Here is a 24,985-nt window from a genome sequence, read left to right on the forward strand (position 1 = left end):
GACAGCATACTGTCGAGATGACAGCATGCTTACACAAGCACAAGCAGGGCCGGACCGTACCGAGCACCACGACCGAGGAGGAACCATGAACGGCAACCCCAAGCCCGTACACCTCGCCGTCTACGACACGCTCGCCGACTGGGAGACCGGCCACACGACCGCGTACCTCGCGAGGGGCGGCTACGAGATCCGGACGGTCGGAGCGTCTCCCGCCCCCGTGCGGTCCGTCGGCGGGCTGCGGATCCAGCCCGACGTCACGCTCGCCGACCTGCGGCCCGAGGGCAGCTCGCTGCTGATCCTGCCGGGAGCCGACCTGTGGGACACGAGCGACGACCTCGTCCCCTTCGCCCGCAAGGCGCGCGAGTTCCTGGACGCCGACGTGCCCGTCGCCGCGATCTGCGGGGGCACGGCGGGCCTCGCCCGCGAGGGACTGCTCGACGACCGGGCCCACACCAGTGCCGTCTCCTTCTATCTGGCGGCCACGGGATACAAGGGCGGCGAGCGGTACGTCGACACCGACGCCGTCACGGACGGCAGGCTGATCACCGCCGGTCCCACCGAGCCCGTCGCGTTCGCGCGGGAGGTGTTCGGGCTGCTCGGGGTGTACGAGGGAGAGGTGCTCGACGCCTGGTACCGGCTGTTCCACGACTCGGACGCGGAGGCGTACGCGGTGCTTGAGGCGGCCGGCCAGTGACTGGGACGAGCGGGGCGGGCGAGACGGGCGGGGCGGGTAGGTCGAGTGGGCCGGCGGACAGGGTGCGGCAGGACCTGTTCAGCCGGAGCGCGCTCGGCATCTTCCGGCTGAACGGCCAGTTCATGGGTGTGGCCGAGGAACTGGCCCGCCCCGCCGGGCTCACCGCCGCCTGGTGGCAGGTGCTCGGGGCCGTACTGAGGGAGCCGCTGCCCGTCTCCGGGATCGCCCGCGTCATGGGCATCACCCGGCAGAGCGTGCAGCGGATCGCCGACCTGCTGGTCGAGCGCGGGCTCGCGGAGTACGTGCCCAACCCCGCCCACCGCCGAGCCAAGCTGCTCCGCCCGACGGACGAGGGCCTCGCGTCCGTCAGGCGGATCAACCCCGGACACGCGGCCTTCGCGGACCGCCTCGCACAGACCCTCGGCGAGGTCGAACTGGCCGAGACCGTACGGGTGCTGGAGCGACTGATCGGCGCGATGGAGACGGTCACGGAGGCGAGCCCGGGCCCGGGCCCGGATTCGGGCCCGGAGTCGGGTGGGCGAACCGTGACAGAAACGGCATCCGCTGTTACGGAACCGTAGACACCGCTCCGGCCACCTCCCCGTTCGGCCGCACTATCCTCGGGCTGTCGCACAAGTACGGGGGAGGGCGGCATACCGATGGAGAAGCTCGGGCCTGATGATCCGCTGGGGGTCCCCCCGGCCGGAGGCTGGGGGAGGATCGGCGCGTACAGACTGCTGGCGCGGCTCGGCGCCGGCGGCATGGGGCAGGTGTTCCTGGCGCGTTCCGACCGGGGGCGGACGGTCGCGGTCAAGCTCGTACGCCAGGAACTCGCCGAGCAGGAGGAGTTCCGCGCACGCTTCCGCCAGGAGGTGCAGGCCGCGCGGAGGGTGGGCGGGTACTGGACGGCGCCGGTCCTCGACGCGGACACGGAGGCGGCGATCCCCTGGGTGGCCACGGGCTATGTCGCGGGGCCCTCGCTCGAAACGGTCGTCGGGCACGACCACGGGGCCCTCCCCGAGCGTTCCGTACGGATCCTCGCGGCCGGCCTCGCGCACGCGCTCAAGGACATCCACGCGGCGGAACTGATCCACCGCGACCTCAAGCCGTCGAACGTCCTCGTCACCATCGACGGCCCGCGCGTCATCGACTTCGGTATCGCACGCGCCCTGGAGACGGTGACCGACGGCGGCCTCACCCGCACCGGCGCGCTCGTCGGCTCACCCGGTTTCATGGCCCCCGAGCAGGTCCGCGGCGACCGCATCACACCCGCGTGCGACGTCTTCTGCCTGGGCTCGGTCCTGTCGTACGCGGCCACGGGCGACCTGCCGTTCGGTACGGCCAACAGCGGCGTGCACGCCCTGATGTTCCGCATCGCCCAGGAGGAGCCGGACCTGGCGGGCGTCCCGGAGGGCATCGCCGACCTCGTCCGCCAGTGCCTGCGCAAGGACCCGGCCTCCCGCCCGACCCTCGACGACATCCTGGAGCGCACAGGCGCCGAGGACACCGTCACGGACGGCCGCAGCCGCGACCCCTGGCTGCCGGGGACGCTGGTGGCCCAGCTGGGCCGGCACGCGGTGCAGCTGCTGGACACGGAGGATCCGGAGGTGTCCTCTGGGGCTCCGCCCCAGACCCCGTCGGGGGCCGGCCCCCGAACCCCCGCTCCTCAAACGCCGGAGGGGCTGAAGAAGCCTCAGGCACAACCAGCCCGTCCGGCGTTTGAGGAGGAGGCCGTTCAGGCCGACAGCGGGGGTCCGGGGGCGGCAGCCCCCAGGGACGGGAAGGGTAAGGGCGGCGGGGGCGAAGAAACTCCCGGTCCCCCCGAAGCCTCCCCCGAACACGAACACGCCCCCACCCCCGACGGCCCCACCCCACCCCCGCCAGGCACCCCGGGAGCCGCCCCCTTCGACCACCTCCCCACAATGACCACGGGCCTGCCCGGGACACCCCCACCGACCACCCCGCCGGGAGGACCGCCGGGAGGCCCACCCGTCCACCCGGCCTACGGCTACCCCCAGCAACACCCCCAGCCCGCCGCCTACGGCTACCCGCACTACCAACACCAGCCCGCCGGCTACCCACCCCCTCCGGGCTCGACTCCGCCCTACGGCCCCCCGTACGGCCCAACACCCCCGTACGGCCCGGGAGTTCTCCCACAACCCGGCCCGCCGCCGGAAAGAGGCGGCCGCTCCACCGCGGTCCTGATCATCGTGGCGCTGATCGTCGCGCTGGGCGCAGGCGCGTCCGTCTACGCACTGATGAAGGGCGACGGAGACAACCGGGCGGGCGGCGGCGACTCCACCACGTCCCCGACGGCAACCGCGCCCGCCCCGGGCCCGGCCACCGAGGGCCCCACGCAGCCGCCGACCACACCGGAGGAGACGCCGACGGACGGCGCGATCCCCGTCAAGTACCTGGGCACCTGGACCGCGTCCATCGACAACGCCACGGGCCACAACACCCGCGAACTCACCATCCAGCAGGGCGAGGTGGGCGACACGGTCCTCTCGCTCACGGCGGACGGCCCGGCCGGCAGCGGCACGTACCACTGTGTGTTCCGGGCGGAGCTCTCCGAGGCCCCGAGCGCCGGCGGCCCGCTCCGGATCGGCGCGTCCGAGGTCACGGCCGGCCGGCCGGCCACGTCCTGCAGCCCGGGCGAGGCAACGGAGTTGACCGTCCTCCCCGACGGACGCCTCCGCCGGGTGAACACGAGCAATGGCGACGAACTGACGTACACGAAGCAGGGCTGAGCCGGTCTCAGCGCAGTTGCTCGGCCAGTCCGACGATGATGCCCTCCGGGCCGCGGACGTAGCAGAGCAGATAGCTGTCCTCGAACCGGGCCATCTCGCCGAGGAGTTCGGCGCCGTGCGGGCGCAGTCGGGCAACGGTGTCCTCGATGTCGTCGACGGCGAACATGACGCGGTGCGTGCCCAGCACGTTGTGCGGCCGGTTGCGCGGCCCGTCGCTGATCGCCGCGGGACTGCGGTACTTCGACAGCTCCAGCCGGCTGTGACCGTCCGGGGTCCGGACCATCGCGATGTCACAGTGGACGCCGTCGAGTCCGGTGCACTGGTCGGCGACGAGGCCCTTGACCTCCGCCCTGCCCTCCAGCTCCATACCGAGTTCCACGAAGAACGCGATGGCGGCGTCCATGTCCTCGACGACGATGCCGACGTTGTCCATCCGCTGAATCGCCATGCTGGTTTCTCCTTCTTCGTCTTCTTCTTCCTCGTGCGGCCGGTGGTGGCCGCTGATGTCCCTGGGACGGAGCCGGTGGCACGTTCTCGACATCCCCGGACCACCGAACTCAGAAAAATCTGGCTCGCACCTCGGCATTGCTACAGCAGATCCGTCATCTGCCGTGCTCGACGAGGGTGGGGGCGCCCGGGTGACGGCAGGGACTCTTGTGTGCGCCGGACGCGCGCACAACCATGGATCCATGTCACCCACCCCCACCTCATCCCCCACCCCACCCTCCGTCCCGCACATACGCCCCAGCAGAAGAACCGTCCTGGCCGCGACGGCGGCCGCCGGAGCCGTCACGGTGGGGCCGTCCGCGGCGCCCGCCGCGTCCGCTCCGGCCATGCCGACGGCCGAGTTGGTGGACACGCCCGCGAGGCCCGCCGAGGCCGCGTCGCCGGGCCCGCGTCCGCCGGCCACCGCGCAGGCCCCCTCCCGTGAACTGCGCGCCCTGCTGCGGGAGATCGACCCCGACCGCATCGAGGCGACGGTCCGCAAACTCGTCTCTTTCGGCACCCGGCACACCCTCTCCACCCAGGACGACCCGGACCGCGGCATCGGCGCGGCCCGTGACTGGATCCTCGCGGAGATGCGCTCGTACGCCGCCGGGTCCGGCGGCCGGATGACGGCCGAACTCCAGTCGTACGTCCAGGAGCCCGCGTCCCGCATCCCGACCGCGACCCGCATCACCAACGTGGTGGCCACCCTGCGGGGCTCGGTCACCCCGGAGCGGGTGTACGTCGTCTCCGGCCACTACGACTCCCGCGTCACCGACGTCATGGACGCCACCTCGGACGCCCCGGGCGCGGACGACGACGCGTCGGGGGTCGCCGTGGCCATGGAACTGGCGCGGGTGATGGCGAAGCGCCGCCCGGCGTCGACGATCGTGTTCGCGGCGGTCGCGGGGGAGGAACAGGGGCTGTACGGGGCCGCGCACATGGCGTCCCGGTTCAAGGCGGCCGGCACGGACGTGCAGGCCATGTTCACGAACGACATCGTGGGCAGCTCGAAGGCGGACGACGGGACGAAGGACCCGTACACGATCCGTCTCTTCGCCGAAGGCGTGCCCACGTCGGAGACACCGGAGCAGGCGGCGACGCGCCGGTCGGTGGGCGGCGAGAACGACTCCCCGTCGCGGCAGTTGGCGCGCTTCGTCCGTGACACCGGGGACAACTCGGCGACGGGGATGCACGTACGTGTCGTCTACCGCCGGGACCGGTACCGGCGGGGCGGTGACCACATCCCCTTCCTCGAACAGGGCTATGCGGCCGCCCGGTTCACCGAGCCGGCCGAGGACTTCGCTCACCAGCACCAGGACGTACGGGTCGAAGGCGGCAAACAATTCGGCGACCTGCCGGAGTTCTGCGACTTCCCCTTCACGGCCCGGGTCGCCCGGGTCAACGCCGCCGCGCTCTGGACCCTGGCCCAGGCTCCGGCGGCGCCGCGCGACGCGCGGATCCTGACGGCCGCGCTCACGAACTCCACGGAGCTGACGTGGAAGCGTGGCTCCGAGCCCGACCTCGTCGGCTACGAGATCGTCTGGCGCGAGACCACGGCCCCCGAGTGGACCCACGTCATCCCGGTCGGCGACGTGACCTCCCACGAGGTGGACCTGTCCAAGGACAACGTCTTCTTCGGCGTGAGGGGGGTAAACCGAGCGGGATTGCGGGGACCGGTGGCGTTCCCGTTGCCGCAGGTATAGGGCTTTCCTCGTGTATGGGGTGCGGGTGCGTTGTGGCTGATCGCGCAGTTCCCCGCGCCCCTGAGGTATTCCAGCCCCTCCGGCGTTTGAGGAGCGGGGGTCTGGGGGCGGAGCCCCCGGCAAGTGACGGGAATGGGTAGGGGCGGCGGGGGCGAGAAAAGCCCTACCGGGGCTCGGGCGGGCGCTGGCGAGGCATGTTCGGGCGGGTGCCCGGGGGAAGCGGGGGGCGCCCGGGCGGAGCGGAGTCGACGCGGGCGGCCCCACCCACGCCCGCCTGGATGGCAAGCGGCCCCGCCCCGGTCCGAAACTCCACCATCCAGTCCGCGGTCTCCACCCGCACAAGCTCAGTCACATCCTCCGAGAACCGCCGAAGCACACCAAGGCACCGCTCGGCAGCCTCCCCCGCGGTCCCCTCGGCGGGCCCGAGAACCTCCCGCACACACTCGGACGCCCAGTCGAACTGAAGTACCTGCAACCGCCGCTGCACGGCCTGAGCCGTGGCCACATCCCTTATCCACCCGGCCGTCACCCCGAAGAAACGGTCCCCCGCCACACACGCGACCCCGACGAGCATCCCCAGATATCCCCAGACGGCACCCCCGCCCACCACCCCCGTGACATCGAGCAGAGGCAACGCGGCCCCGGCAAGAGCCCCCACCGCGGCCCCGCCCCGCAACGCCCGCGCCACCCGCCGCTTCCACACCCGCTCGGCGAGATACCAGGACGCCGTGGCCAGCGCCCCCGCCTCCACCCACCGGTACAGCTCGTGGAGCCGCTCGGCCGGCTCCCCCCAGTCCCCGAGGGGGAACGTACGCCCCATGAGATCGCTGGGCCTCGGCCCGCCGGGCCCGAGTGCGCCCCGGCCGGGAACACCGCGTCGCGGACCGCTCCGCCCGGGTCCTCCGGGACCGCCGGACCCGCCGGGCCCGAACCCGCCCGGCCTCGGACCACCGGCCCGCGCACCATCACCCCGACCGTCCCCGTCCTGGGCCGACCCCTCGGGCTGCATGTCCGGCTGGCTCACCCGACGCTCCCTAATCGTGACGTTGCGTGACGGTAGCGTGGCGCAAGGTTCACGAGATGCTGCTGCGCCGCACCCTTACTACCTCCCAATGGGTGGCGATGGACCCGGTTTCGGGGGTTTTCCGCTCGGACGTGGGCGTTGATCAGGTATAGGCCAATCCGCCGTCTCACTCGAAAGAGTGCTGGGGCGACGGCTCGGCAGACCACGTAGGCTCGTGCCAAGGCGGGAAACCCCCGCCGGACAGCCGTACACAAGCGGTACGGACGGTCGTACTCGCGGCTGTCCGGGAAGCCGTACCCAAGCCGTACGAAACCAGGAGCTGATCGTGATTCCCGGTGGTGGCCAGCCCAATATGCAGCAGCTGCTCCAGCAGGCCCAGAAGATGCAGCAGGACCTCGCGACCGCGCAGGAGGAGCTGGCGCGGACAGAGGTCGAAGGACAGGCGGGCGGCGGCCTGGTGAAGGCGACGGTGACGGGTTCCGGCGAGCTGCGTGGCCTGGTCATCGACCCCAAGGCCGTGGACCCCGAGGACACCGAGACCCTCGCGGACCTGATCGTCGCGGCGGTCCAGGCGGCGAACGAGAACGCCCAGACCCTCCAGCAGCAGAAGCTCGGCCCGCTGGCCCAGGGCCTGGGCGGCGGCGGCATCCCCGGCCTGCCGTTCTAAGTCAACCCGGCGGTCCCTTCTAAGACGGCCGACCGCCAACTACCGTACGTACCAAGAGGGCAAGCACGACTACGGTACGTACCGAGCGAGCAGCGGACGAGCGGTAGAACGAGCAGCGCAACGAGCAGGAACAGGAAGGCAATCCGTGTACGAAGGCGTGGTCCAGGACCTCATCGACGAACTGGGGCGGCTCCCCGGCGTCGGTCCCAAGAGCGCGCAGCGGATCGCCTTCCACATCCTCCAGGCCGAGCCGACGGACGTACGCCGTCTCGCTCAGTGCCTGATGGAGGTCAAGGCGAAGGTCCGCTTCTGCGCCACCTGCGGGAACGTGGCGCAGGAAGAGCTGTGCAACATCTGCCGCGACCCGCGCCGCGACCTCACGGTCATCTGTGTGGTAGAGGAGCCCAAGGACGTCGTCGCGATCGAGCGGACGCGTGAGTTCCGGGGCAAGTACCACGTCCTGGGCGGCGCGATCAGCCCGATCGAGGGCGTGGGCCCCGACGACCTGCGGATAAGGGAACTGCTCGCGCGCCTGGCGGACGGCACGGTCACGGAGCTCATCCTGGCCACGGACCCGAACCTGGAGGGCGAGGCCACGGCCACGTATCTCGCCCGCATGATCAAGCCCATGGGCCTCAGGGTCACCCGCCTCGCCAGCGGGCTGCCGGTGGGCGGTGACCTCGAGTACGCGGACGAGGTCACTCTGGGACGCGCCTTCGAGGGAAGGCGGCTGCTGGATGTCTGAACGAGTAGTTGATGCACGAGACGCACGAGATGCACGAGACGCGCGAGACGAAGCTCTTCTCGACGCCTTCTCGACGTCCCTGTCGAAGTCCTTGAGGAAGGCCGGCTTCTAGATGTCTGACGCCACGCTGCACGCGACGGGGCAGGACCCCGACAACTTCGCGGTCCAGATCGCGGACCAGGTGGAGAGCTTCCTCGTAGCGGTCACAGAGGTCGCCAAGGGCGACGAGCCGGACTCGGCGGTCCCCTTCCTCCTCCTGGAGGTCTCCCAGCTCCTGCTGGCCGGCGGCCGCCTGGGCGCGCACGAGGACATCGTCCCGGACGAGCGCTACGAGCCCGACCTGGGCCCCGAGCCGGACGTCGACGAACTCCGCGAGCGCCTCGCGTTGATGCTCGACCCGGTCGACGTCTACTCCGAGGTCTTCGACCCGTACGAGCCCCGCAAGCCCCCCGTCCCGGCCCGTATCTCGGACGACCTGGCCGACGTCATGGCGGACCTCCGTCACGGCATGGCCCACTACAAGGCGGGCCGCACCACCGAGGCCATGTGGTGGTGGCAGTTCTCGTACTTCTCCAACTGGGGTTCCACCGCCTCGGCCACGCTGCGCGCCCTCCAGTCCCTGGTCGCCCACGTCCGCCTCAACCAGCCCCTGGAGGAACTGGACGGCCTCGACACCGACCAGGACCTCAGCGAGGACGCTCTCGCGGAGGCCGCCGGCAAGGTGATGGCGGAGGAGATCGCGGGCCCGCTGGGCCTGCGCGAGGTCAAGTAGCCCCGGCCGTACGGGCGAGTCGTCGCGGCCCTCGCACAGCGCACTCACGCGCAGCGGAGGCCGAGCGTCGCGTGCAGCCGGTCCGGGTCCACGTACGGCGTGGTGGGCGTCGGCTCGCTGTACCACTGCAACGGCCACGTGTTGCCGTCCAGCGCCGGAATCCCGATGTACGTGACCGTGCGGCACCCGGCCCCTCCGAACCGCTGCACCCCCAACGGCCACGTGTGTGTCCTCGCGGCTCCGGGTGCGAGCAGGAAGTACATCCACCGGAACCCGACCGCCTCGCAGACGACGGGCCCCGCGTCGCCGTCCGTCGCCTCGACGAGGTCCGAGGCGATCTGCTCCCCGCGTACGCCCTGGACCCGGATCGTGTCGAAGTGGATGCCGGACAGGCGGAGTTGGTGACCGGCGAGGGGGACCCACTCGGGGCGGTAGTGGGGGATTGCGTTCGTCATGGTCACACGATGACGGTCGCACAGCTACGCTCGGTAGTGACCGAGGGGATACACGCCGGGGTGTATCGGTCGGAGGTGGCCGCAGTGTCAGTCCAGTACAACTCCTCCACGCCGTCGCCGCTCAACTGGCGCTACAGCGGCAACCAGTTGAAACGCTGGCGCACCAAGGCGAACGTGACCCGAGAAGAGCTGGCCGCCGCCGCCAACTACTCCCCGGACACCATCAAGTCGATGGAACAGGGCGTACGCAATGCCGACGCCGCGCGTCCTGGACGCGGCGGACGAGTTGTGTCATGCGGAGGGGTTGCTGAGTGCCGCCAAGGACTATGTGAAGCGGGAGCCGTTTCCGGCACGGGCGCAGGACTTCATGCTGTACGAGCGGGAAGCGGTCAGCATCTGGTCGTACGAAACACTGCTGGTACCCGGCCTGTTGCAGACGAAGGCCTATGCGACGGGGCTGATCGGCAACTTCAGCCCGCCGCTGGACGAGGAGACGGTCGAGGAGCGAGTCGCGGCGAGGATGGAGCGCCAGGAACTTCTCACCCGCAAGCCGCCGGTGGCATGCAGTTATGTGCTGCACGAGGCGGTGCTGCGTGGCTGTCAGGTGGACCGGGAACAACTGCTCCACCTCTTGGAGCTGGGGAAGCGCAACAACGTCACGATCCAGGTGCTCCCGTTCGGCCTGGCGATCCCTGCTGCGCTCGGCGGCCCCATGGTGATGCTGGAGACGCACGACCACGAGCGCTTCGCGTACTCGACAGGCCAGTCGGTGAGCCAGTTCACGTCCGACCCAGGGGTGGTCAGCGCGCACATCGAGCGGCTTAGCATGATCCGCACCGTGGCTCTCGGCCCTGCTGAGTCGGCCGGTTTCATCGAGCGGATGGTGGAGGCGCTATGAGCGAGCAGCTGACGTGGTTCAAGTCCAGCCACAGCGACGCCGAGGGTGACAACTGCGTGTCAGTCGCCCTCACCCCCACCACCACCCACATACGTGACACCAAACTGGCTGCCGACAGCCCCGAGTTGAACGTACGGGCCCCCGCCTGGTCCGCCTTCATCTCCGCAGTTCAGCCCGGAGCTTGAGCCCCGGGACCCGAGCTCTTCCCATGGGTTCTGGGTTTGGTTTTTGATGGCGGGAACTACCCAACCAACCAAGTCTGAACGTGAGTTGAGCGCGCGTAACTCGTAAGGGTGACGATCCGTGATCGGCTTGCTTCAGAACGTGAAGTCACTCTAGGTTCGCGGCAAATAGATCGGCCCCGGTCGGTGCGCCAACACCGGCTCCGAGGCCTAGACCTACGCATCGAATCGAGAGTTCGACCGTGGCTTACGCCCAGCCTAGCCCCGCCCTGCCGCGCCCCACCCACCCCATGGCCAAAACGGGTTACGGAAAACGCGCTGTGGGTGACGAACCCCCGCACGCGGACACGGACTTCGCGCATCTGTGCCCCCGGGACGCCGAGTTCGCCGTCTTCATCGACCACCTCGACGACGGCCACGCCATGGGGCACAAGGTGATCGCGGCCGAGCACCCCCGATACGGCCAGCAGGCGAGCCGTACGTCCCTCAGGAGCCTCACCGAGGCCGGCCACCTGCGCTGGATCAAGGAACACATCACCGTCGAGGACAACTCGATGCGGTGGGTGACGCGGACGTACTGGTCGCGTACGCCCAGGTCCGTGGAGTGGTGGACGGAGTTCGCGAGAGAGCGCCACGGCAGGGACGTAACGCAGAACCACCAGCCGGGCCTGGCCCGCACCGAGGCTTCCGCTCCGGCCCCGCAGCCGGTCTCGGAAGCCGAGAAGCCCGAGCGGGCAGAGCTGGCAGAGCAGGCCGAACAGCCCGACTCCGCTCCCGAGCCCAGCGCCGCTTACCGCGCACTCGCCGGGCTCCGCGCCGCAGACCCCCGTATGCCCCTCTCGGAAGCGGAGTGCCGGGCCCTTGAACCACTTGCCGCCGAGTGGCTGTCACGAGGCGCCACCCCGGCCGACATGATCCGCGCATTGACCGACGGGCTGCCGCCCGCCGTCGCGAACCCGGGCGGATTCGTCCGCACCCGATTGGAGAACAAGATGCCCCCGCAGAAGAACGACACCGCCGAGACCGGCCCCGGCCGTCCCCTCCGCGCGAAGGTGACCCGCGTGATCATGGCGTGCGCCACCTGTGACGCCGACGAGCGCACGGCGAAGATCGTCCGGGGTGTGTGCGAGGACTGCCTCGCGGAGGAGGCGGAGCTGGGGATGACACAGGAGGACGTCAAGAAGGGCTTCGAGGAGATCGCCCACATGGGCACCGCGACCGCCCGTCTCCTGAAGCTGAAGCTGGAGCGGCGCACGGGCGGACCCGTACCCGACACGTTCCGCCCTGTGCCCATCGAGGACCGAGTCCACTACCACTACCGCGACAACCGGGACCGCATCGCGAACGGCCTCCCGCCGAGGCGCTGGAAGCCGTGATGCGCGCTCGTCCGTGCCAAGCGCGTTGGACCTTGATCTGGACCGTCCGCCGAACGGGATCGGGTGTATGAGACTGCGGGAAGTGTCGAGGAGGGGGAGGCCCCAGATGTCTGTCGGCGACTTCGAGGAACTTGCTCGTCTGGCGCCCGAGACGGTGTGGCTGGAGTTCGTCGCAGGGAGGCTGGCGGTCAAGGGCGGCCCGGACGGCAGCCGCAGCGAGATCCTCGCTTGGCTACAACGGGCCTTTGCAGAAGCTGACTCGGGCTTATGGCTCTACACATTTCGAGGCCTGCGCGTGGAGGCCGACGGAGTGGGCCGGTTCCGCACGGACGGTGCGCTCGCCCCGGACAGGCACTTCGCGGGACACGGCGAATGGTCGGACCCAGAGGGCGTGCTCATGGCCCTTGAGGTCACCGCTGACGACGTGGACACCGACCAGTACAACCGGGTCGAGAAGCCCGACGGCTACGCGGCCGCAGACATCCCCGTATATCTCCTCATCGACCGCGACGACTGCTCGGTCACCGTCTTCACGGATCCGGAGGACGGCCGCTACCGCCGTCAGGTGAAGGAGCCCTTCGGGGCATCCGTCAAGATCCCGACACCTGTCGGCCTCACCCTGGAAACCGAGGAGCTCAAGGAGTTCGTGGACTGAGGCATCCGAACGCCACAGGTCACAACCCCCACAGCCCCTTCCCCAGAGTCGTGAGCCCGCCCACCAACGCCAGCAGCAGCACCAGCAGGCGGGCCTGTTTCTCCGGCACTCGTCCCGCGAGCCACCTGCCGATGGACCCTCCGACGACCATCCCCGCCACGACCAACCCCCACACAGGCGTGCTGAGTTGCGGCACCCCGTTCGCGGCGATGGAGAACGCGTTCACCACCACGCCGTAGAACAGCGCGTTGGGCACGAACTCCCGTACGGTCCAGCCCGCGTTGAGGGCGTACAGGGATATCGGCGGGCCGCCGACGCCCGCGGCCGAGTTCATGAAGCCGCCGACCGCGCCCGCGGCCACCGCGCCGCCGCTTCCGCGCAGGGACGGTAGCCGGGCGCCCCGCATCACGAGGAGGACGGCGGTCGTCACCAGGGCGCCCATGCAGGCGAGCAGGACGGGTTCGGGGAGCCGGCGGGCCAGCCAGGTGCCCAGGGGGACCGTGCAGGCCGCCGCGGCGCACAGCGGCACCATCGCGCGCAGCCGGACCTCGCGCAGGCCGCCCGCGAGGCCGACCACGCAGATGACGCCGGCGACGCAGTTGGCGAGGACGACGCCCTGCGCCGGGCCGAGCAGCAGCACCAGCGCGGGCACGGCGACGAGCGCGAAGCCCATGCCGGTGAGCCACTGCACACAGGAACCGAGCAGCACGATGCCGCTCAGCAGCAAGCCGGCCTCCCAGCCACCTGCCATGGTCAGCCCTCCCCGTGACCTGGTGCTTTTGCTGTTTTGTACGAACGTTGGACGTGCGCTGCATCTGCGCTGCACGGGGCTTAACCGGTGTGAAGCGAAGGTTGGATCACTCCCCCAGGGGAGCAAGTCCACCCCACCACACAGGAGTTGTGATGCAGCGTCACATACGGACCCGCGCAGCGATCGTCACCGTCGCCCTCGTGGCCGCCGGAGCCGTCACCGTCGGTGTCAGCCAGGCCGCGCCGGAGCAGCGGTCGAAGCCCTCCGCGACCAAGCACGCGAAGAAGGCTTCCAAGGCGGAGATCGCCGCGCTGTTCGACGGCTGGAACAAGGCCCTGCAGACCGGGGACTCGAAGAAGGTCGCCGCCCACTACGCCTCGGACGCCGTACTCCTGCCCACCGCCTCGCCCAAGATCCGTACGAACCACGCCGAGATCGTCGACTACTTCGACCACTTCCTGCTGAACAAGCCCAAGGGTACGAAGATCAAGTCCGTGATCAACGTCCTGGACAGCAACTCGGCGATCGACGCGGGGCTGTACGTCTTCAACCTGACCGACCCCAAGACCGGCGAGAAGAAGAACGTCGAGGCCCGCTACACGTACGAGTACGAGAAGCGCGGCGGCAAGTGGCTGATCGTCAACCACCACTCCTCGGTGCTGCCCGCCGCAGGCTGAACCGGACGCACAGCCCCCCACCAGGGGCGTCCCGCAGCGCCACCGCACCGCCGTCATCGGTGACCAGTTGCTTGACGATGGCCAGGCCGAGCCCCGAGCCGGCCCGGCCCGTCAGGCCCTGGCCGCGCCAGAAGCGGTCGAAGGCGCGGGACTTCTCCGCGTCGGACATGCCGGGCCCCTGGTCCAGCACCGACATCACGACCTCGTCGGGGTGGGACGACACCGACACCTCCACGGTGATCGTCCCGCCGTCCGGTGAGACCTCCAGAGCATTCGACAGGACGTTGTCCAGTACCTGGTCCAGATGACCGGGACTGGCCAGCACAAGCGGCCGGCCGCCGGCAACTCCCCCCAGAGCGATGGTGACTCCGCGCTCGTCGGCGGCCGGTCTCCACACCGAGAAGCGCTCCTCGATCACGTCGACCAGCGACAGCGGTTCGGCCGCGGACACCTTCGCCTCCGCGCGCGCGAGCACCAGCAGACCGTTCACCAGGCGGCTCATCCGGACCACCTCGGAGGTGGCCTGCTCCACGTCCTCCCGTACGAACTCGTCGTCGGTGCCGTCCGCGATGTTGTCCAGGGAGAGGCGCAGTGCCGTCAGCGGCGTACGCAACTGGTGGGAGGCGTCGGCGACGAAGATCCGCTGGGCGGCGACCAGGCTGTCGAGGCGTTCGCCGGCCGAGTTGAGCGTGCGGGCCAGCTGCTGGGTCTCGTGCGGGCCCTCCACCGGCGAGCGTGCCGTCAGGTCGCCGTCGCTGAAACGGGTCGCCATGTCGTTGAGCTGGCGGAGCGGGCGGGTGAGGCGGCGGGCCACGAACGCGCCGATGAAGGCGGCCACGGCCAGCACGCTGACCGCGAGTACGGCCCGGAAGCCCCAGATGCTCCACAGCCGGCTGCTCAGGTCGGAGGTCGCGTACTTGATGCGTACCGCGCCGACGATCCGGTCCTTGTCCTCCGCCGACCCGGCGGGCACGGTCACCACCAGGTGCCGCCCCCAGACGAAGGAGGAACCCCAGTCGACCGTCGTCCTACGTTCCTTCAGCGCTTGCGTGATCGCCTGGTCGTCCGCGGGGAGGGGGAGCGAGGCCACCGCCGTGCCGCTGGAGTCGGTCACCTGGACGGTGCCGGGGGTGTCGTTGGAGTAGGCCTCGGCCATCCGCGCGAGTGCCTGCCGCGAGGACGCGTCCCCCTCGCCCAGCAGCAGCGCCATGGTGGTGGCCTCGCGTTCCACCGACTCCTCGGTGTCCCCCCGCAGCTGCGAGGTCAGCGTGAAGGCCACCGGCACGGTGAAGGCGGCCAGCGCGACCGCCACCAGGAGTACGTAACTGACGATCAGCTGCCGGATCATGACGCGGCGTCACCTTTGGCGCCGCTGCCCGAAGCGCTGCCGTCGCCCCGGTCGCCGTCCTTGGCGATCTCCAGGCGGAAGCCGACCCCGCGGACCGCCTCGATCGTGATCGCGCCCGCGAGCTTCCGCCGCAGCGCCGCCACGTGGACGTCCAGCGTCTTGGTCGGCCCGAACCAGTTCGCGTCCCAGACCGCTTCCATGATCTGTTCGCGCGACATCAGCGCGCCCGGCTCCTCGGTGAGGAAGGCCAGCAGGTCGTACTCCTTCGGCGCGAGGGCGACCTCCTCGTCGTCCAGCCGGACGCGGGCCGCCTTGCGGTCGATGGTCAGGCGCGACCCGTACCGGTCGGGTCCCGCCGCCGCTTCGGCTGCCGTACGCGGCTGGGCGCGCCGCATCACCGCCCTTATCCGCGCGATGACCTCGCGCACCCCGAACGGTTTGGTGACGTAGTCGTCGGCGCCGAGCTCCAGGCCGACCACCCGGTCCGTCTCGTCGCTGCGTGCGCTGATGACGATGATCGGCACGTCACCGCGCTCGCGCAGCGCCTTGCAGACGTCCAGACCGTCGGTGTCGGGCAGCCCGAGATCGAGCAGCACGACGTCGTACGGGTCCTCGTGGGCCAGGGCGTCACCGCCCGTGGCGACCCAGGCCACCTCGAAGCCGTAACGCAGCAGCCCGCGCCGGAGCGACTGGGCTACCGGCTCGTCGTCTTCCACCAGGAGTACGCGCACAAGCGGAACCCTAATGCTTGAAATTTAACGCGACGGCTCGTGAGTGTGACGCGGCGCACTTTCCGAGTGAGGTGCGCCCGGGCAGGGCAGATGCGGTCCTGGAGCGGCCGGAGGGCCGGCCGACGGAAGCCGACCGATCGGACGACCGGGAGCCGGACGGACCCGGGTGATCAACTCGTGAGCGGGACATCTCACGATGCGATATCGCCGGGGTGGAATTCGGCCGCTCGTTAGACTGAGCCGACCGCAGTCGTGCGGTACGAGACGGACTGAGCGAGGAGCGCACGTGGGCCTTGTCGTGCAGAAGTACGGAGGCTCCTCCGTAGCCGATGCCGAGGGCATCAAGCGTGTCGCCAAGCGGATCGTCGACGCCAAGAAGAACGGCCATCAGGTCGTTGTCGTGGTGTCGGCGATGGGTGACACGACGGATGAGCTGATCGATCTCGCCGAGCAGGTATCCCCGATCCCTGCCGGGCGTGAGTTCGACATGCTGCTGACCGCAGGAGAGCGGATCTCCATGGCCCTGCTGGCCATGGCGATCAAAAACCTGGGCCACGAGGCCCAGAGCTTCACCGGCAGCCAGGCAGGCGTGATCACCGACTCCGTCCACAACAAAGCGCGCATCATCGATGTCACGCCCGGCCGCATCAGGACCGCGCTGGACGAGGGCAACATCGCCATCGTCGCCGGGTTCCAGGGCGTGAGCCAGGACAAGAAGGACATCACCACGCTGGGTCGAGGCGGGTCCGACACGACCGCCGTCGCGCTCGCCGCCGCCCTCGACGCCGAGGTCTGCGAGATCTACACGGACGTCGACGGTGTGTTCACCGCCGACCCGCGGGTGGTGAAGAAGGCCCGGAAGATCGACTGGATCTCCTCCGAGGACATGCTGGAGCTCGCCGCCTCCGGCTCGAAGGTGCTGCTGCACCGCTGCGTCGAGTACGCACGCCGTTACAACATCCCGATCCACGTCCGCTCGTCCTTCTCCGGACTGCCGGGCACCTGGGTCAGCAACGAGAATCCGCAAGGGGACGCGCAGGTGGAGCACGCCATCATCTCCGGAGTCGCGCACGACATCTCCGAAGCCAAGATCACGGTCGTCGGCGTCCCGGACAAGCCGGGCGAGGCCGCGGTGATCTTCCGCGCCATCGCGGACGCCCAGATCAACATCGACATGATCGTGCAGAACGTGTCGGCGGCCTCCACGGGCCTCACCGACATCTCCTTCACCCTCCCCAAGACCGAGGGCCACAAGGCCATCGAGGCCCTGGAGAAGGCGAAGGGCGCGATCGGCTTCGACTCGCTGCGCTACGACGACCAGATCGGCAAGATCTCCCTGGTCGGCGCCGGGATGAAGACCAACCCGGGCGTCACCGCCTCGTTCTTCCAGGCGCTGTCCGACGCGGGCGTCAACATCGAGCTGATCTCGACCTCCGAGATCCGCATCTCGGTGGTGACCCGCCAGGACGACGTCAACGAGGCCGTGCGCGCCGTGCACAGCGCCTTCGGGCTCGACTCCGACAGCGACGAGGCCGTCGTCTACGGAGGCACCGGCCGCTGATGGCCAGGACTGTGGGACCCGGGACCGTGCGACCCGGGTCCGTAGGGCCGACGCTCGCGGTCGTGGGAGCGACCGGGGCCGTCGGCACCGTCATGCTCCAGATCCTGTCCCAGCACGCGGACATCTGGGGCGAGATCCGCCTCATCGCCTCGCCGCGCTCGGCCGGCCGCAAGCTGGCCGTCCGTGGCGAGGAGGTCGAGGTGGTGGCCCTGACGGAGGAGGCCTTCGACGGGGTCGACGTCGCCATGTTCGACGTACCCGACGAGGTCGCCGAGCGCTGGGCGCCGCTGGCCGCGTCCAAGGGCGCGATCGTCGTCGACAACTCCGGCGCCTTCCGGATGGACCCCGAGGTGCCGCTGGTGGTGCCCGAGGTCAATCCGCACGCCGCCCGGGTGCGGCCGCGCGGCATCATCGCGAACCCCAACTGCACGACCCTGTCCATGATCGTGGCCCTGGGCGCGCTGCACGCCGAGTTCGGCCTGCGCGAGCTGGTGGTCTCCTCGTACCAGGCGGTGAGCGGGGCCGGGCGCCGCGGTGTCGACACCCTGCGCCAGCAGCTGTCGCTCGTCGCCGGTACGGAGCTGGGGACGACCCCCGGCGACGTACGCAGGGCGGTGGGGGACAACACGGGCCCCTTCCCGGAGCCGGTGGCGCTCAACGTGGTGCCGTGGGCCGGGACCGTGCGCGAGGACGGCTGGTCCTCGGAGGAGATGAAGGTGCGGGACGAGTCCCGCAAGATCCTCGGACTGCCGAACCTGCCCGTCGCCGTCACGTGCGTACGCGTGCCGGTCGTCACCACGCACTCGCTGACCGTCCACGCCCGCTTCCAGGGCGAGGTGACGGTGGACCGGGCGCGGGAGATCATCGCCACGGCACCCGGCGTCGTGCTCTTCGACAATCCGGCGGCGGGGGAGTTCCCGACGCCGGCCGACGTGGTGGGTACGGATCCCACGTGGGTGGGGCGGGTGCGGCGGGCGCTCGACGATCCGACGGCGCTGGAGCTCTTCGTGTGCGGGGACAATCTGCGCAAGGGGGCCGCGCTGAACACGGCCCAGATCGCGGAGCTGGTGGCGGCCGAGCTGGCTGGAGCGTGAGTCGGGCACGGCTGCCGCTGTCTGTGCCGTCGTGTGTGCCTCTGTGCCATGTCGCAGTGCTGTGGGCGGCTCCGGCCGGAAATTTTCTGGTCGAAAGTTGAATCTTTTGTAGAATCTGTGTGACTTTCGTGGTCGGAAATTGGTCCGGACCACTTGAATCGAGGCTTCCGACGACCGAGGCTTCTGGCGTTCGAAGATTTTCCTCCCCGTTCTCCGCAACCGCGCGGAGGGCGGGGAGCGTCTTTGCGGTCGCCCTTCAGGGGGCGTCCGGACGCCACGTTCACATGGGGCATAGGGGATGAGCTTTTACGTATGAGGGCATTTGACGCACTGTCTGGCGTGCAGCCTGACGCAAAAGTGATGCCTGTCGCGTACAACCCCAACGGGGGGACGCGTGTCCAACTGGCGTGGCTGAGGTACTCGAATTCACTGTGGCGGCGCGGGGCACGACCCTGCGCCCGCCCCGCCGACCCCGCATGTCCGGCGCGTCCGGCGGCGGCATGCCGGTGATCGCCCCCATGCCCGCAGCGCGGCCGACCCGCATCCCGAACCAGCGCGAGGGCGCTGACGAAGCCCTGGCGGCCGGCACCACCGTCGACCATCTCACCGAGACCTATCGCGCCCACTACAGATCGCTCCTCGGTCTCGCGGCGCTCCTCCTCGACGACACCGCCTCCTGCGAGGACGTCGTCCAGGAGGCCTTCATCCGGGTGCACTCGGCGCGCAAGCGCGTGCGTGACCAGGAGAAGACGCTCGCCTATCTGCGGCAGACCGTCGTCAACCTCTCGCGCTCGGCCCTGCGCCGGCGCATCCTCGGTCTCAAGCTCCTCTCCAAGCCGATGCCCGACATGGCGAGCGCGGAGGAGGGCGCGTACGACCTGCTGGAGCGCGACGCCCTGATCAAGGCGATGAAGGGGCTCCAGAGGCGCCAGCGCGAGGTCCTCGTCCTTCGGTACTTCGCGGACATGACCGAGGCGCAGGTCGCCGAGACGCTCGGCATCTCGCTGGGTTCGGTGAAGGCCTACGGCTCGCGCGGCATCGCGGCGCTCCGTGTCGCCATGGAGGCGCCGGCATGAGCGCGAAGGACGAGCGGGCACGCCATGATGAATACGGTCGCGGTTACAGCGACGACAACGAGCACGACCAGCACGCTGGGAACGGAATTGTGAATCACGGCCCCTCGGGGAATTCGGGCCCGGAAGAATCGGGTGTCTCGGACACGGACGGCCGCTCGGCGGACCGCCCGTCCGGTGCTTCGCCGCGCTCGTCGAGCCCTTCGGGCGCGGCGGGCCAGTCGGACCCTTCGGTCCACTCGACCCGTTCGGCCCAGTCGACCCCTTCGGTCCACTCGGACTCGGACTCGGACACGGATGCCGCGGGGCCCGGAGTCGAGGGACTCGGGCGGATTCGGCGCCGACGGCCTCGCCCTGGGGGCGCTCGGCTCCGACGAACTGGCCCTGCGGCGGCTTCTGCACCAGTCCGTCGAGGAGATCGAGCCGACCGACGGCACGCTGGACCATCTGCGGCGCGCGGTACCGGCCAGGCGGGCACGCAAGCGCCAGGCCGTCGTCGGCATGGCGGCCGCCGCACTCTTCATCGGAACGGCCGTCCCGGCCCTCATCCATGTCTCGAACGCCACCGGCTCCAACGCCGACCCGTCCATCGCTGCCAACGCCTCACAGACCCAGGGCGGCGCGAACGAGGGCAAGCAGGCCGGTACGGGGGGCGGCTCCGGCGGCTCCTCGGGCAAGGACAACGACAAGGGCAAGGGCGACAAGACGGACAAGCCCGACAAGGGCAAGGGGGGCAACGGCGGCACCGCCGGCACCCAGCCGTCGGCCTCCGCCGCGAACGTGCCCGCCTGTACGTCCCTGCAGCTCGGCAGCGCCGTCGGGAGCGCCGGCTCACCCGACGCCAGTGGCGCGGTCTACGGCTCCTTCCGGGTTACCAACGTCTCCGCCGCCAGCTGTACGGTCTCCGGCGACGGCTCGGTCGCCCTGGCCGCCCAGGGTGCGGCGAGCCAGTCCGCGATCGGCACGGCCCTGCACGCGACGGGTGACGCGGCGGCCGGACTGCCCGACCAGTCCACGTACGCCGCCGCGCTGGTGCTCCAGCCGGGCTCGGCCTACGAGGTCGAGTTCGCCTGGGTGCCGTCGAGCACCTGTCCGACCACCGGTGGCAGCACCGGCGGTGGGGAGCCCTCGCCCGACCCGACGCCGACCGGCACCACCGGCGACAGCGGCGGTACGACCTCCGAGGGCACCAGCGGCGTGAGCTCGCAGCTCATGAAGGAGGACGGAGCGGCCGACGGAAGCGTCCTCGTCTCCTACTCCGCGGAGGGCGGCGGCCCGACGGTGTCGACGACCGTGTCCAACGCGTGCGCCGGGACGGTCTATCGGACCGGGGTGCTGGCCGGGTCCTGAGGTCCGGCCGGGGGCCCTTGCGGTCCTGGGGTCGTTCGCTGGGTGCGGGTGCGGGTGCGGGTGCGGGTGCGGGTGCGGGTGCGGGTGCGGGTGCGGGTGCGTTGTGGCTGGTCGCGCAGTTCCCCGCGCCCCTAAAAGATTGCGCCGTTCCCCGCGCCCCTAAAAGATTGCGCCGTTCCCCGCGCCCCTAAAGGACTGCGTCGTTCCCCGCGCCCCTGAGGACTTCCTGAGGTCCGGTCGGTCGACGGGGCAGGTTGATTTCGGGTCAGGCCGTGGGAGAGGCCGACACCTTCGTGTTGTCGGCGGTGGCGGTGTTGGTTGCGGCGTCCTCGCCGTTGCCTTCGACGAGGCCCAGTTCCGCGTCCTGTGCGAACTCCACCTCGCGTCGCATCAGCCGGAACCACATGAAGACCACGAAGCCCGCGAAGACGAACCACTCGCCGGTGTAGCCCAGGTTCTGGAACGCCTTCAGGTCCAGGCCCGTGTCCGCCGGAGCCGCCGCGGGCACCGCCTTCATCCCCGAGTCGGCCTTGGCGAGCGTGACCCAGGCGTCGTACACGTCGTACGGCACGAGGTTCACCAGCGCCGCCGAGCTGATCGCGCCGGTCTGGCCGGCGGGGAGACCACCGGCCGCGGGCACGCCGTTCGAACCGGGTGTCTCCGAGGCCTGCAGCGCGCCGGCCACGGTGACCTCGCCGGTCGGAGCGGCCGGGGCCTTCGAGGGGTCCGCGTCCCCGGGGAGCCAGCCCCGGACCACCGGCAGGGCCTTGCCGTCGTCCGTACGCAGCAACGTCAGAACGTAGAAGCCGCGCTTGTCGTCCAGCTCCCGGCCCGGCACGAGCAACTGCTTCCCGTACCGGCCCTTCGCCGTGGTCTGCTTGCCGGACGTCTCCTTGTCCACGGGCAGCAGCTCGGCGAGCGGCCTCGCCGGATCCGTCTTGGCCGCCGTGGCCTGCTCGCCCGCGTCACGGTGGTCCTGGACCCGGTCTTCGAACCGGCTCAACTGCCATGACCCCATGAAGATGCAGAAGGGGATGGCCAACAGCACGAAGACGTTGATCCCCCACCAGCGGGGCGTCAGCAGGAACCGGTACACAACCTCAAAGGTACGGGGCCCTCGCGGGCGGGTCGGCCGAGGGGTGCCTCACGGCCGAGCCTCCCGCGAGGGGACCCGGTGGGCTCACCTGCCCAGGTGTCGCTCCGCGAAGTCCAGCTCCAGACGGACCTGCTTGATCCGCTCGTCCACGACCAGCGAACCGTGCCCCGCGTCATAGCGGTACACCTCGTGGACGGCGTCGCGCGCGGCGAGTCTGGTCACGTAGTTCTCGACCTGACGGATCGGGCAGCGCGGGTCGTTGACCCCGGCGGAGATGTAGACCGGGGCCTTCACCGCGTCGACGTACGTCAGCGGGGACGACGCCTCGAAGCGCTCCGGGACCTCCTCCGGTGTGCCGCCGAGCAGCGTGCGGTCCATCGCCTTCAAGGCCTCCATCTCGTCGTGGTACGCCGTGACGTAGTCCGCGACCGGCACCGCGGCGATGCCGAGCGCCCACGCCTCGGGCTGCATGCCGACGCCGAGCAGCGTGAGATAGCCGCCCCAGGAGCCGCCGGTGAGGATCAGCCGGTCCGGGTCGGCGAGACCGGACGAGACCGCCCACTCCCGTACCGCCGCGATGTCCTCCAGCTCGATCAGGCCGACCCGGTGCTTGAGCGCGTCCGTCCACTCGCGTCCGTAGCCCGTGGAACCGCGGTAGTTGACCCGGACCACCATGTACCCGTGGTCCACCCAGGCCGCCGGGCCCGCCGCGAACGAGTCGCTGTCGTGCCAGGTCGGGCCGCCGTGGATGTCGAAGACGGTCGGCAGCGGACCCGTCACCCCGGCCGGCCGCTGGACGAGGGCGTGGATACGGCCGCCGGGACCGGTCACCCACTCGTCCTGGACGGACACCGACGCCGGGGCCTTCATACCGGGCGGGTCGAGGACGACCTCGCCGGACGTCGAGCGGACCACCGGCGGCTCGGCGGCCGACGACCACAGGAACTCCACGCTGCCGTCCGGGCGGGCCGTCGCCCCCGACACCGTGCCCCTCGGCGTCGGCACCTGCTCCAGGCCGCGGGTCGCCAGGTCGTACCGCCACAGCTGGCTGCGCGCCTCGAAGCTGTTCACCACGAGCAGCGCGGAACCGTCCGGATACCACTCGGCGCTCAGGTCGCCGTCCAGGCGGGCGGCCAGCGCCAGGTCCGTCTCCTCGCCGGACGCCGCGTCCCACACCATCGGCTCCCAGCGGCCGCGCCGCTGATGTCCGACGAGCAGCCGGGTGTCCCCGTCGACCGGGGCGAAGCCGAGCACCTCCAGGCCGAGCTCGGCCGTGCCGCCCTTGGTGTCGTCGAGCTCCGCGACCGCCGAGCCGTCCATCCGCAGCACCCGCACCGCCGAGTGCATCGCGTCACCGTGCTCGGTGTGCTCGATCGCGATCAGCGATCCGTCGTGCGAGAGATCGCCGACACTCGCCGACTCGCGGTGCCGGTAGACCTCGACGGGGTCCTCGCCGGTCCGGCTGACATAGATCGTCGAGCCGTCCTCGTCGGTCGACCGGCCGACGATCGCCGTCCGTCCGTCCCTGCCGAGCGCGAGCCCCGCGGGATAGGAGGGGTCGAGCCCGGGAGCCGCGGGCTCGTCGGAAACGGGCGCGCCGCCCTCGCCACCCTTGCCGCCCTTGTCGCCGGACCCGGCGAACGGCTGCCGTCGCCAGATCCCGAACTCGTCGCCGTCCTTGTCGTCGAACCACCAGATCCACTCGCCGTCCGGCGACATCACGCCGTCCGTGGTCCCGTTGGGCCGGTCCGTGACCTGGCGCTGGTCACCCGTCTCGCGGTCCCACGCGTACAACTCGTACGTCCCTGTCGCGTTCGACACGAACAAGGACCGGTGCGGCGCGTCCTCCGCCCAGTCCGGCAAGGACACCCGCGGCGCCCGGAAGCGCTTTTCCCAGTCCGGCATGCTTCCCTCGTGCGGGACGGACCCGTTGCTCTCAGTCATGGCCCCATACTGCCCGCACTGGACGACAATGCGCTCCCGGGGCCCTCAGCCTGTGGAAAACTCCGCGAACCGATCTCGCCGCGGCAGGGACAATGTCCGGGTCCGTGCAGGTCAGGGCCGATTGTCAGTGGCCGGGTGCACTATGGCGCCATGACCTCATCGACCGATCCGCGCACAACAAATCTGCGCGAAACAGTGGAGAGCTTCTGGGCCGCGGCCGAGGACAGGAACTGGACGGCTTTCGCGGACACCCTCGCGGAGGACGTCGTCTACACCCTTCCCCAGACGCGCGAGCGCGTCAGCGGGCGGGAAAGGTATGTCGAGTTCAACCGCGAGTATCCCGGCGACTGGCACCTGCGGATCGAGCGCATAGTCGCCGAGCCCGGCCAGGTCGTCACCTGGCTCCACTTCACGGTGGGCCTGGACGAGATGTACGGGATCTCGTTCTTCACGGGTGACGCGGAGGGCCGCGTGCTGACGATCACGGACTTCTGGCCCGAGCCGTACGAACCTCCGGTGGGGCGGGAGCACTTGGTGGAGCGTTACTGAGGTGGAGGGTTACTGACCGGTGGAGCGCTCCTGAGGCGAGCCGTCTCCGTCGTTCCGGGCTGGGGCCGGCGTGCCTATGACCACCACCGCGACCCCGCTGTCCAGGTCGACGCGTGTCCGGTGCGGGGGCGCGCCGTCCTCCTCGTCGTCCCGGAGCACGAGGGCGGACTCCCGCTCCTTGAGTTCGTTCTGCTTGCCCGGTGACAGCGCGCCGTGCAGCTGCTCGAAGCCGGTGGCCGACACCTGTCCGACCCGCGCCCCGTTGCGCCAGGGCAGCACCCCGGCCCGCCCGGCCCGCAACATCAACTGATCGACGAACGCGATGACCGTCAGCAGGATGACCAGCCCGGGGAGGGAGGCGAACACGGCGAATTCCATCGGCCCATTGTGGGGCGGGCCGC

At 70.3% G+C, this 24,985-nt stretch carries 27 protein-coding genes and 1 pseudogene; 18 read left to right on the top strand and 10 right to left on the bottom strand.

The genetic code is table 11. The annotated features are described in order from the left end of the window. Positions 1 to 85: 85 nt before the first annotated feature. The 3 genes from QF035_RS28715 to QF035_RS28725 all read left to right on the top strand — a co-directional run bounded on the left by QF035_RS28715 (position 86) and on the right by QF035_RS28725 (position 3,444). Positions 86 to 694 carry a DJ-1/PfpI family protein gene (locus tag QF035_RS28715; protein ID WP_307523440.1) on the top strand — a complete coding sequence of 203 codons (609 nt, stop codon included), beginning with the start codon at positions 86 to 88 and terminating at the stop codon, positions 692 to 694. 62 nt (positions 695 to 756) lie between these two features. Continuing rightward, positions 757 to 1,275 (top strand): MarR family winged helix-turn-helix transcriptional regulator, encoded by a 519-nt coding sequence (locus tag QF035_RS28720; protein WP_373466741.1) that lies wholly within the window; start codon positions 757 to 759, stop codon positions 1,273 to 1,275. A gap of 78 nt (positions 1,276 to 1,353) precedes the next feature. Next, a complete protein-coding gene (locus QF035_RS28725) occupies positions 1,354 to 3,444 on the top strand; it encodes a serine/threonine-protein kinase (protein WP_307523441.1) in 2,091 nt (696 codons plus the stop codon). A 7-nt stretch (positions 3,445 to 3,451) separates the two neighbouring features. Here the strand turns inward: QF035_RS28725 and QF035_RS28730 are convergent, their stop codons facing one another. Then, entirely contained in the window at positions 3,452 to 3,892 is a 441-nt protein-coding gene (locus QF035_RS28730; RefSeq protein WP_307523442.1) for a VOC family protein, read from the bottom strand. Positions 3,893 to 4,133: 241 nt separating this feature from the next. Between QF035_RS28730 and QF035_RS28735 the strand changes: the two genes are divergently transcribed. Continuing rightward, on the top strand, positions 4,134 to 5,636 hold the full coding sequence (locus tag QF035_RS28735; protein ID WP_307523443.1) for a M20/M25/M40 family metallo-hydrolase: 1,503 nt from the start codon (positions 4,134 to 4,136) through the stop codon (positions 5,634 to 5,636). A gap of 163 nt (positions 5,637 to 5,799) precedes the next feature. Here QF035_RS28735 and QF035_RS28740 read toward each other — a convergent pair whose 3' ends face one another. After that, the gene (locus tag QF035_RS28740; protein ID WP_307523444.1) at positions 5,800 to 6,660 is read right to left on the bottom strand and encodes an SLATT domain-containing protein; all 861 of its coding nucleotides are present in this window, start codon (positions 6,658 to 6,660) and stop codon (positions 5,800 to 5,802) included. A 325-nt stretch (positions 6,661 to 6,985) separates the two neighbouring features. Between QF035_RS28740 and QF035_RS28745 the strand changes: the two genes are divergently transcribed. The 3 genes from QF035_RS28745 to QF035_RS28755 all read left to right on the top strand — a co-directional run bounded on the left by QF035_RS28745 (position 6,986) and on the right by QF035_RS28755 (position 8,844). Continuing rightward, complete coding sequence (locus QF035_RS28745) at positions 6,986 to 7,327, top strand: YbaB/EbfC family nucleoid-associated protein (RefSeq protein ID WP_269651748.1); 342 nt, start codon at positions 6,986 to 6,988, stop codon at positions 7,325 to 7,327. Positions 7,328 to 7,472: 145 nt separating this feature from the next. Then, a complete protein-coding gene (recR, locus tag QF035_RS28750) occupies positions 7,473 to 8,072 on the top strand; it encodes a recombination mediator RecR (RefSeq protein WP_055613476.1) in 600 nt (199 codons plus the stop codon). A gap of 112 nt (positions 8,073 to 8,184) precedes the next feature. Further along, on the top strand, positions 8,185 to 8,844 hold the full coding sequence (locus QF035_RS28755) for a DUF5063 domain-containing protein (protein ID WP_055613477.1): 660 nt from the start codon (positions 8,185 to 8,187) through the stop codon (positions 8,842 to 8,844). Between the two features lie 44 nt (positions 8,845 to 8,888). Here QF035_RS28755 and QF035_RS28760 read toward each other — a convergent pair whose 3' ends face one another. After that, positions 8,889 to 9,305, bottom strand: coding sequence for a hypothetical protein (locus QF035_RS28760; protein ID WP_307523445.1), 417 nt, complete (start codon positions 9,303 to 9,305; stop codon positions 8,889 to 8,891). Between the two features lie 3 nt (positions 9,306 to 9,308). Here QF035_RS28760 and QF035_RS28765 point away from each other — a divergent pair. The 5 genes and pseudogenes from QF035_RS28765 to QF035_RS28785 form a co-directional block, all read left to right on the top strand. After that, a pseudogene (locus QF035_RS28765) lies at positions 9,309 to 9,497 on the top strand (hypothetical protein); the annotation flags it as partial. A 52-nt stretch (positions 9,498 to 9,549) separates the two neighbouring features. Continuing rightward, the gene (locus QF035_RS28770) at positions 9,550 to 10,197 is read left to right on the top strand and encodes a DUF5753 domain-containing protein (RefSeq protein WP_307523446.1); all 648 of its coding nucleotides are present in this window, start codon (positions 9,550 to 9,552) and stop codon (positions 10,195 to 10,197) included. Then, the gene (locus QF035_RS28775) at positions 10,194 to 10,382 is read left to right on the top strand and encodes a DUF397 domain-containing protein (protein ID WP_307523447.1); all 189 of its coding nucleotides are present in this window, start codon (positions 10,194 to 10,196) and stop codon (positions 10,380 to 10,382) included. Before QF035_RS28770 ends, QF035_RS28775 begins: the two co-directional genes overlap by 4 nt. A 287-nt stretch (positions 10,383 to 10,669) precedes the next feature. Further along, the gene (locus QF035_RS28780; protein WP_373466985.1) at positions 10,670 to 11,755 is read left to right on the top strand and encodes a hypothetical protein; all 1,086 of its coding nucleotides are present in this window, start codon (positions 10,670 to 10,672) and stop codon (positions 11,753 to 11,755) included. 67 nt (positions 11,756 to 11,822) lie between these two features. Further along, positions 11,823 to 12,410: a Uma2 family endonuclease gene (locus QF035_RS28785; protein ID WP_307523449.1), complete on the top strand. Its 588-nt coding sequence runs from the start codon at positions 11,823 to 11,825 to the stop codon at positions 12,408 to 12,410. A gap of 19 nt (positions 12,411 to 12,429) precedes the next feature. On the opposite strand, the gene QF035_RS28790 is transcribed toward QF035_RS28785, so the two are convergent. Further along, positions 12,430 to 13,161, bottom strand: coding sequence for a sulfite exporter TauE/SafE family protein (locus tag QF035_RS28790; protein WP_307523450.1), 732 nt, complete (start codon positions 13,159 to 13,161; stop codon positions 12,430 to 12,432). 152 nt (positions 13,162 to 13,313) lie between these two features. Between QF035_RS28790 and QF035_RS28795 the strand changes: the two genes are divergently transcribed. After that, the gene (locus QF035_RS28795; protein ID WP_307523451.1) at positions 13,314 to 13,838 is read left to right on the top strand and encodes an SgcJ/EcaC family oxidoreductase; all 525 of its coding nucleotides are present in this window, start codon (positions 13,314 to 13,316) and stop codon (positions 13,836 to 13,838) included. Here the strand turns inward: QF035_RS28795 and QF035_RS28800 are convergent. Both QF035_RS28800 and QF035_RS28805 read right to left on the bottom strand, forming a co-directional pair. Continuing rightward, positions 13,801 to 15,186, bottom strand: coding sequence for a sensor histidine kinase (locus QF035_RS28800; RefSeq protein ID WP_307523452.1), 1,386 nt, complete (start codon positions 15,184 to 15,186; stop codon positions 13,801 to 13,803). The two genes, QF035_RS28795 and QF035_RS28800, sit on opposite strands and share 38 nt — an antisense overlap. Beyond that, positions 15,183 to 15,917 (bottom strand): response regulator transcription factor, encoded by a 735-nt coding sequence (locus tag QF035_RS28805; RefSeq protein ID WP_307523453.1) that lies wholly within the window; start codon positions 15,915 to 15,917, stop codon positions 15,183 to 15,185. The genes QF035_RS28800 and QF035_RS28805 overlap by 4 nt, the downstream gene beginning before the upstream one ends. Before the next feature lie 286 nt (positions 15,918 to 16,203). Here QF035_RS28805 and QF035_RS28810 point away from each other — a divergent pair, with 286 nt between their 5' ends. The 3 genes from QF035_RS28810 to QF035_RS28820 all read left to right on the top strand — a co-directional run bounded on the left by QF035_RS28810 (position 16,204) and on the right by QF035_RS28820 (position 19,648). Further along, on the top strand, positions 16,204 to 17,478 hold the full coding sequence (locus QF035_RS28810; RefSeq protein WP_189843253.1) for an aspartate kinase: 1,275 nt from the start codon (positions 16,204 to 16,206) through the stop codon (positions 17,476 to 17,478). Continuing rightward, positions 17,478 to 18,572 carry an aspartate-semialdehyde dehydrogenase gene (locus QF035_RS28815; RefSeq protein ID WP_307523454.1) on the top strand — a complete coding sequence of 365 codons (1,095 nt, stop codon included), beginning with the start codon at positions 17,478 to 17,480 and terminating at the stop codon, positions 18,570 to 18,572. The genes QF035_RS28810 and QF035_RS28815 overlap by 1 nt, the downstream gene beginning before the upstream one ends. 407 nt (positions 18,573 to 18,979) lie before the next feature. Further along, on the top strand, positions 18,980 to 19,648 hold the full coding sequence (locus tag QF035_RS28820) for a SigE family RNA polymerase sigma factor (RefSeq protein ID WP_079053095.1): 669 nt from the start codon (positions 18,980 to 18,982) through the stop codon (positions 19,646 to 19,648). A gap of 94 nt (positions 19,649 to 19,742) precedes the next feature. Here QF035_RS28820 and QF035_RS28825 read toward each other — a convergent pair whose 3' ends face one another. After that, on the bottom strand, positions 19,743 to 19,940 hold the full coding sequence (locus QF035_RS28825) for a hypothetical protein (protein WP_307523455.1): 198 nt from the start codon (positions 19,938 to 19,940) through the stop codon (positions 19,743 to 19,745). A gap of 2 nt (positions 19,941 to 19,942) precedes the next feature. Between QF035_RS28825 and QF035_RS28830 the strand changes: the two genes are divergently transcribed. Continuing rightward, a complete protein-coding gene (locus QF035_RS28830; RefSeq protein WP_307523456.1) occupies positions 19,943 to 20,995 on the top strand; it encodes a hypothetical protein in 1,053 nt (350 codons plus the stop codon). 265 nt (positions 20,996 to 21,260) lie between these two features. Here QF035_RS28830 and QF035_RS28835 read toward each other — a convergent pair whose 3' ends face one another. Together QF035_RS28835 and QF035_RS28840 are read right to left on the bottom strand one after the other, a co-directional pair. Further along, the gene (locus QF035_RS28835; protein WP_307523457.1) at positions 21,261 to 22,091 is read right to left on the bottom strand and encodes an SURF1 family protein; all 831 of its coding nucleotides are present in this window, start codon (positions 22,089 to 22,091) and stop codon (positions 21,261 to 21,263) included. A gap of 84 nt (positions 22,092 to 22,175) precedes the next feature. Further along, positions 22,176 to 24,035, bottom strand: coding sequence for a S9 family peptidase (locus tag QF035_RS28840; RefSeq protein ID WP_307523458.1), 1,860 nt, complete (start codon positions 24,033 to 24,035; stop codon positions 22,176 to 22,178). 150 nt (positions 24,036 to 24,185) lie between these two features. On the opposite strand from QF035_RS28840, the gene QF035_RS28845 reads away from it, so the two are divergent. Next, positions 24,186 to 24,584 carry a nuclear transport factor 2 family protein gene (locus QF035_RS28845; RefSeq protein WP_307523459.1) on the top strand — a complete coding sequence of 133 codons (399 nt, stop codon included), beginning with the start codon at positions 24,186 to 24,188 and terminating at the stop codon, positions 24,582 to 24,584. Between the two features lie 9 nt (positions 24,585 to 24,593). Here the strand turns inward: QF035_RS28845 and QF035_RS28850 are convergent, their stop codons facing one another. Then, positions 24,594 to 24,962, bottom strand: a complete 369-nt coding sequence (locus tag QF035_RS28850; RefSeq protein WP_307523460.1) for a DUF6191 domain-containing protein — start codon at positions 24,960 to 24,962, stop codon at positions 24,594 to 24,596. Positions 24,963 to 24,985: the final 23 nt, after the last annotated feature.

It is taken from the genome of Streptomyces umbrinus (genome assembly GCF_030817415.1).
In the GTDB taxonomy this organism is placed as follows: Bacteria; Actinomycetota; Actinomycetes; order Streptomycetales; family Streptomycetaceae; genus Streptomyces; species Streptomyces umbrinus_A.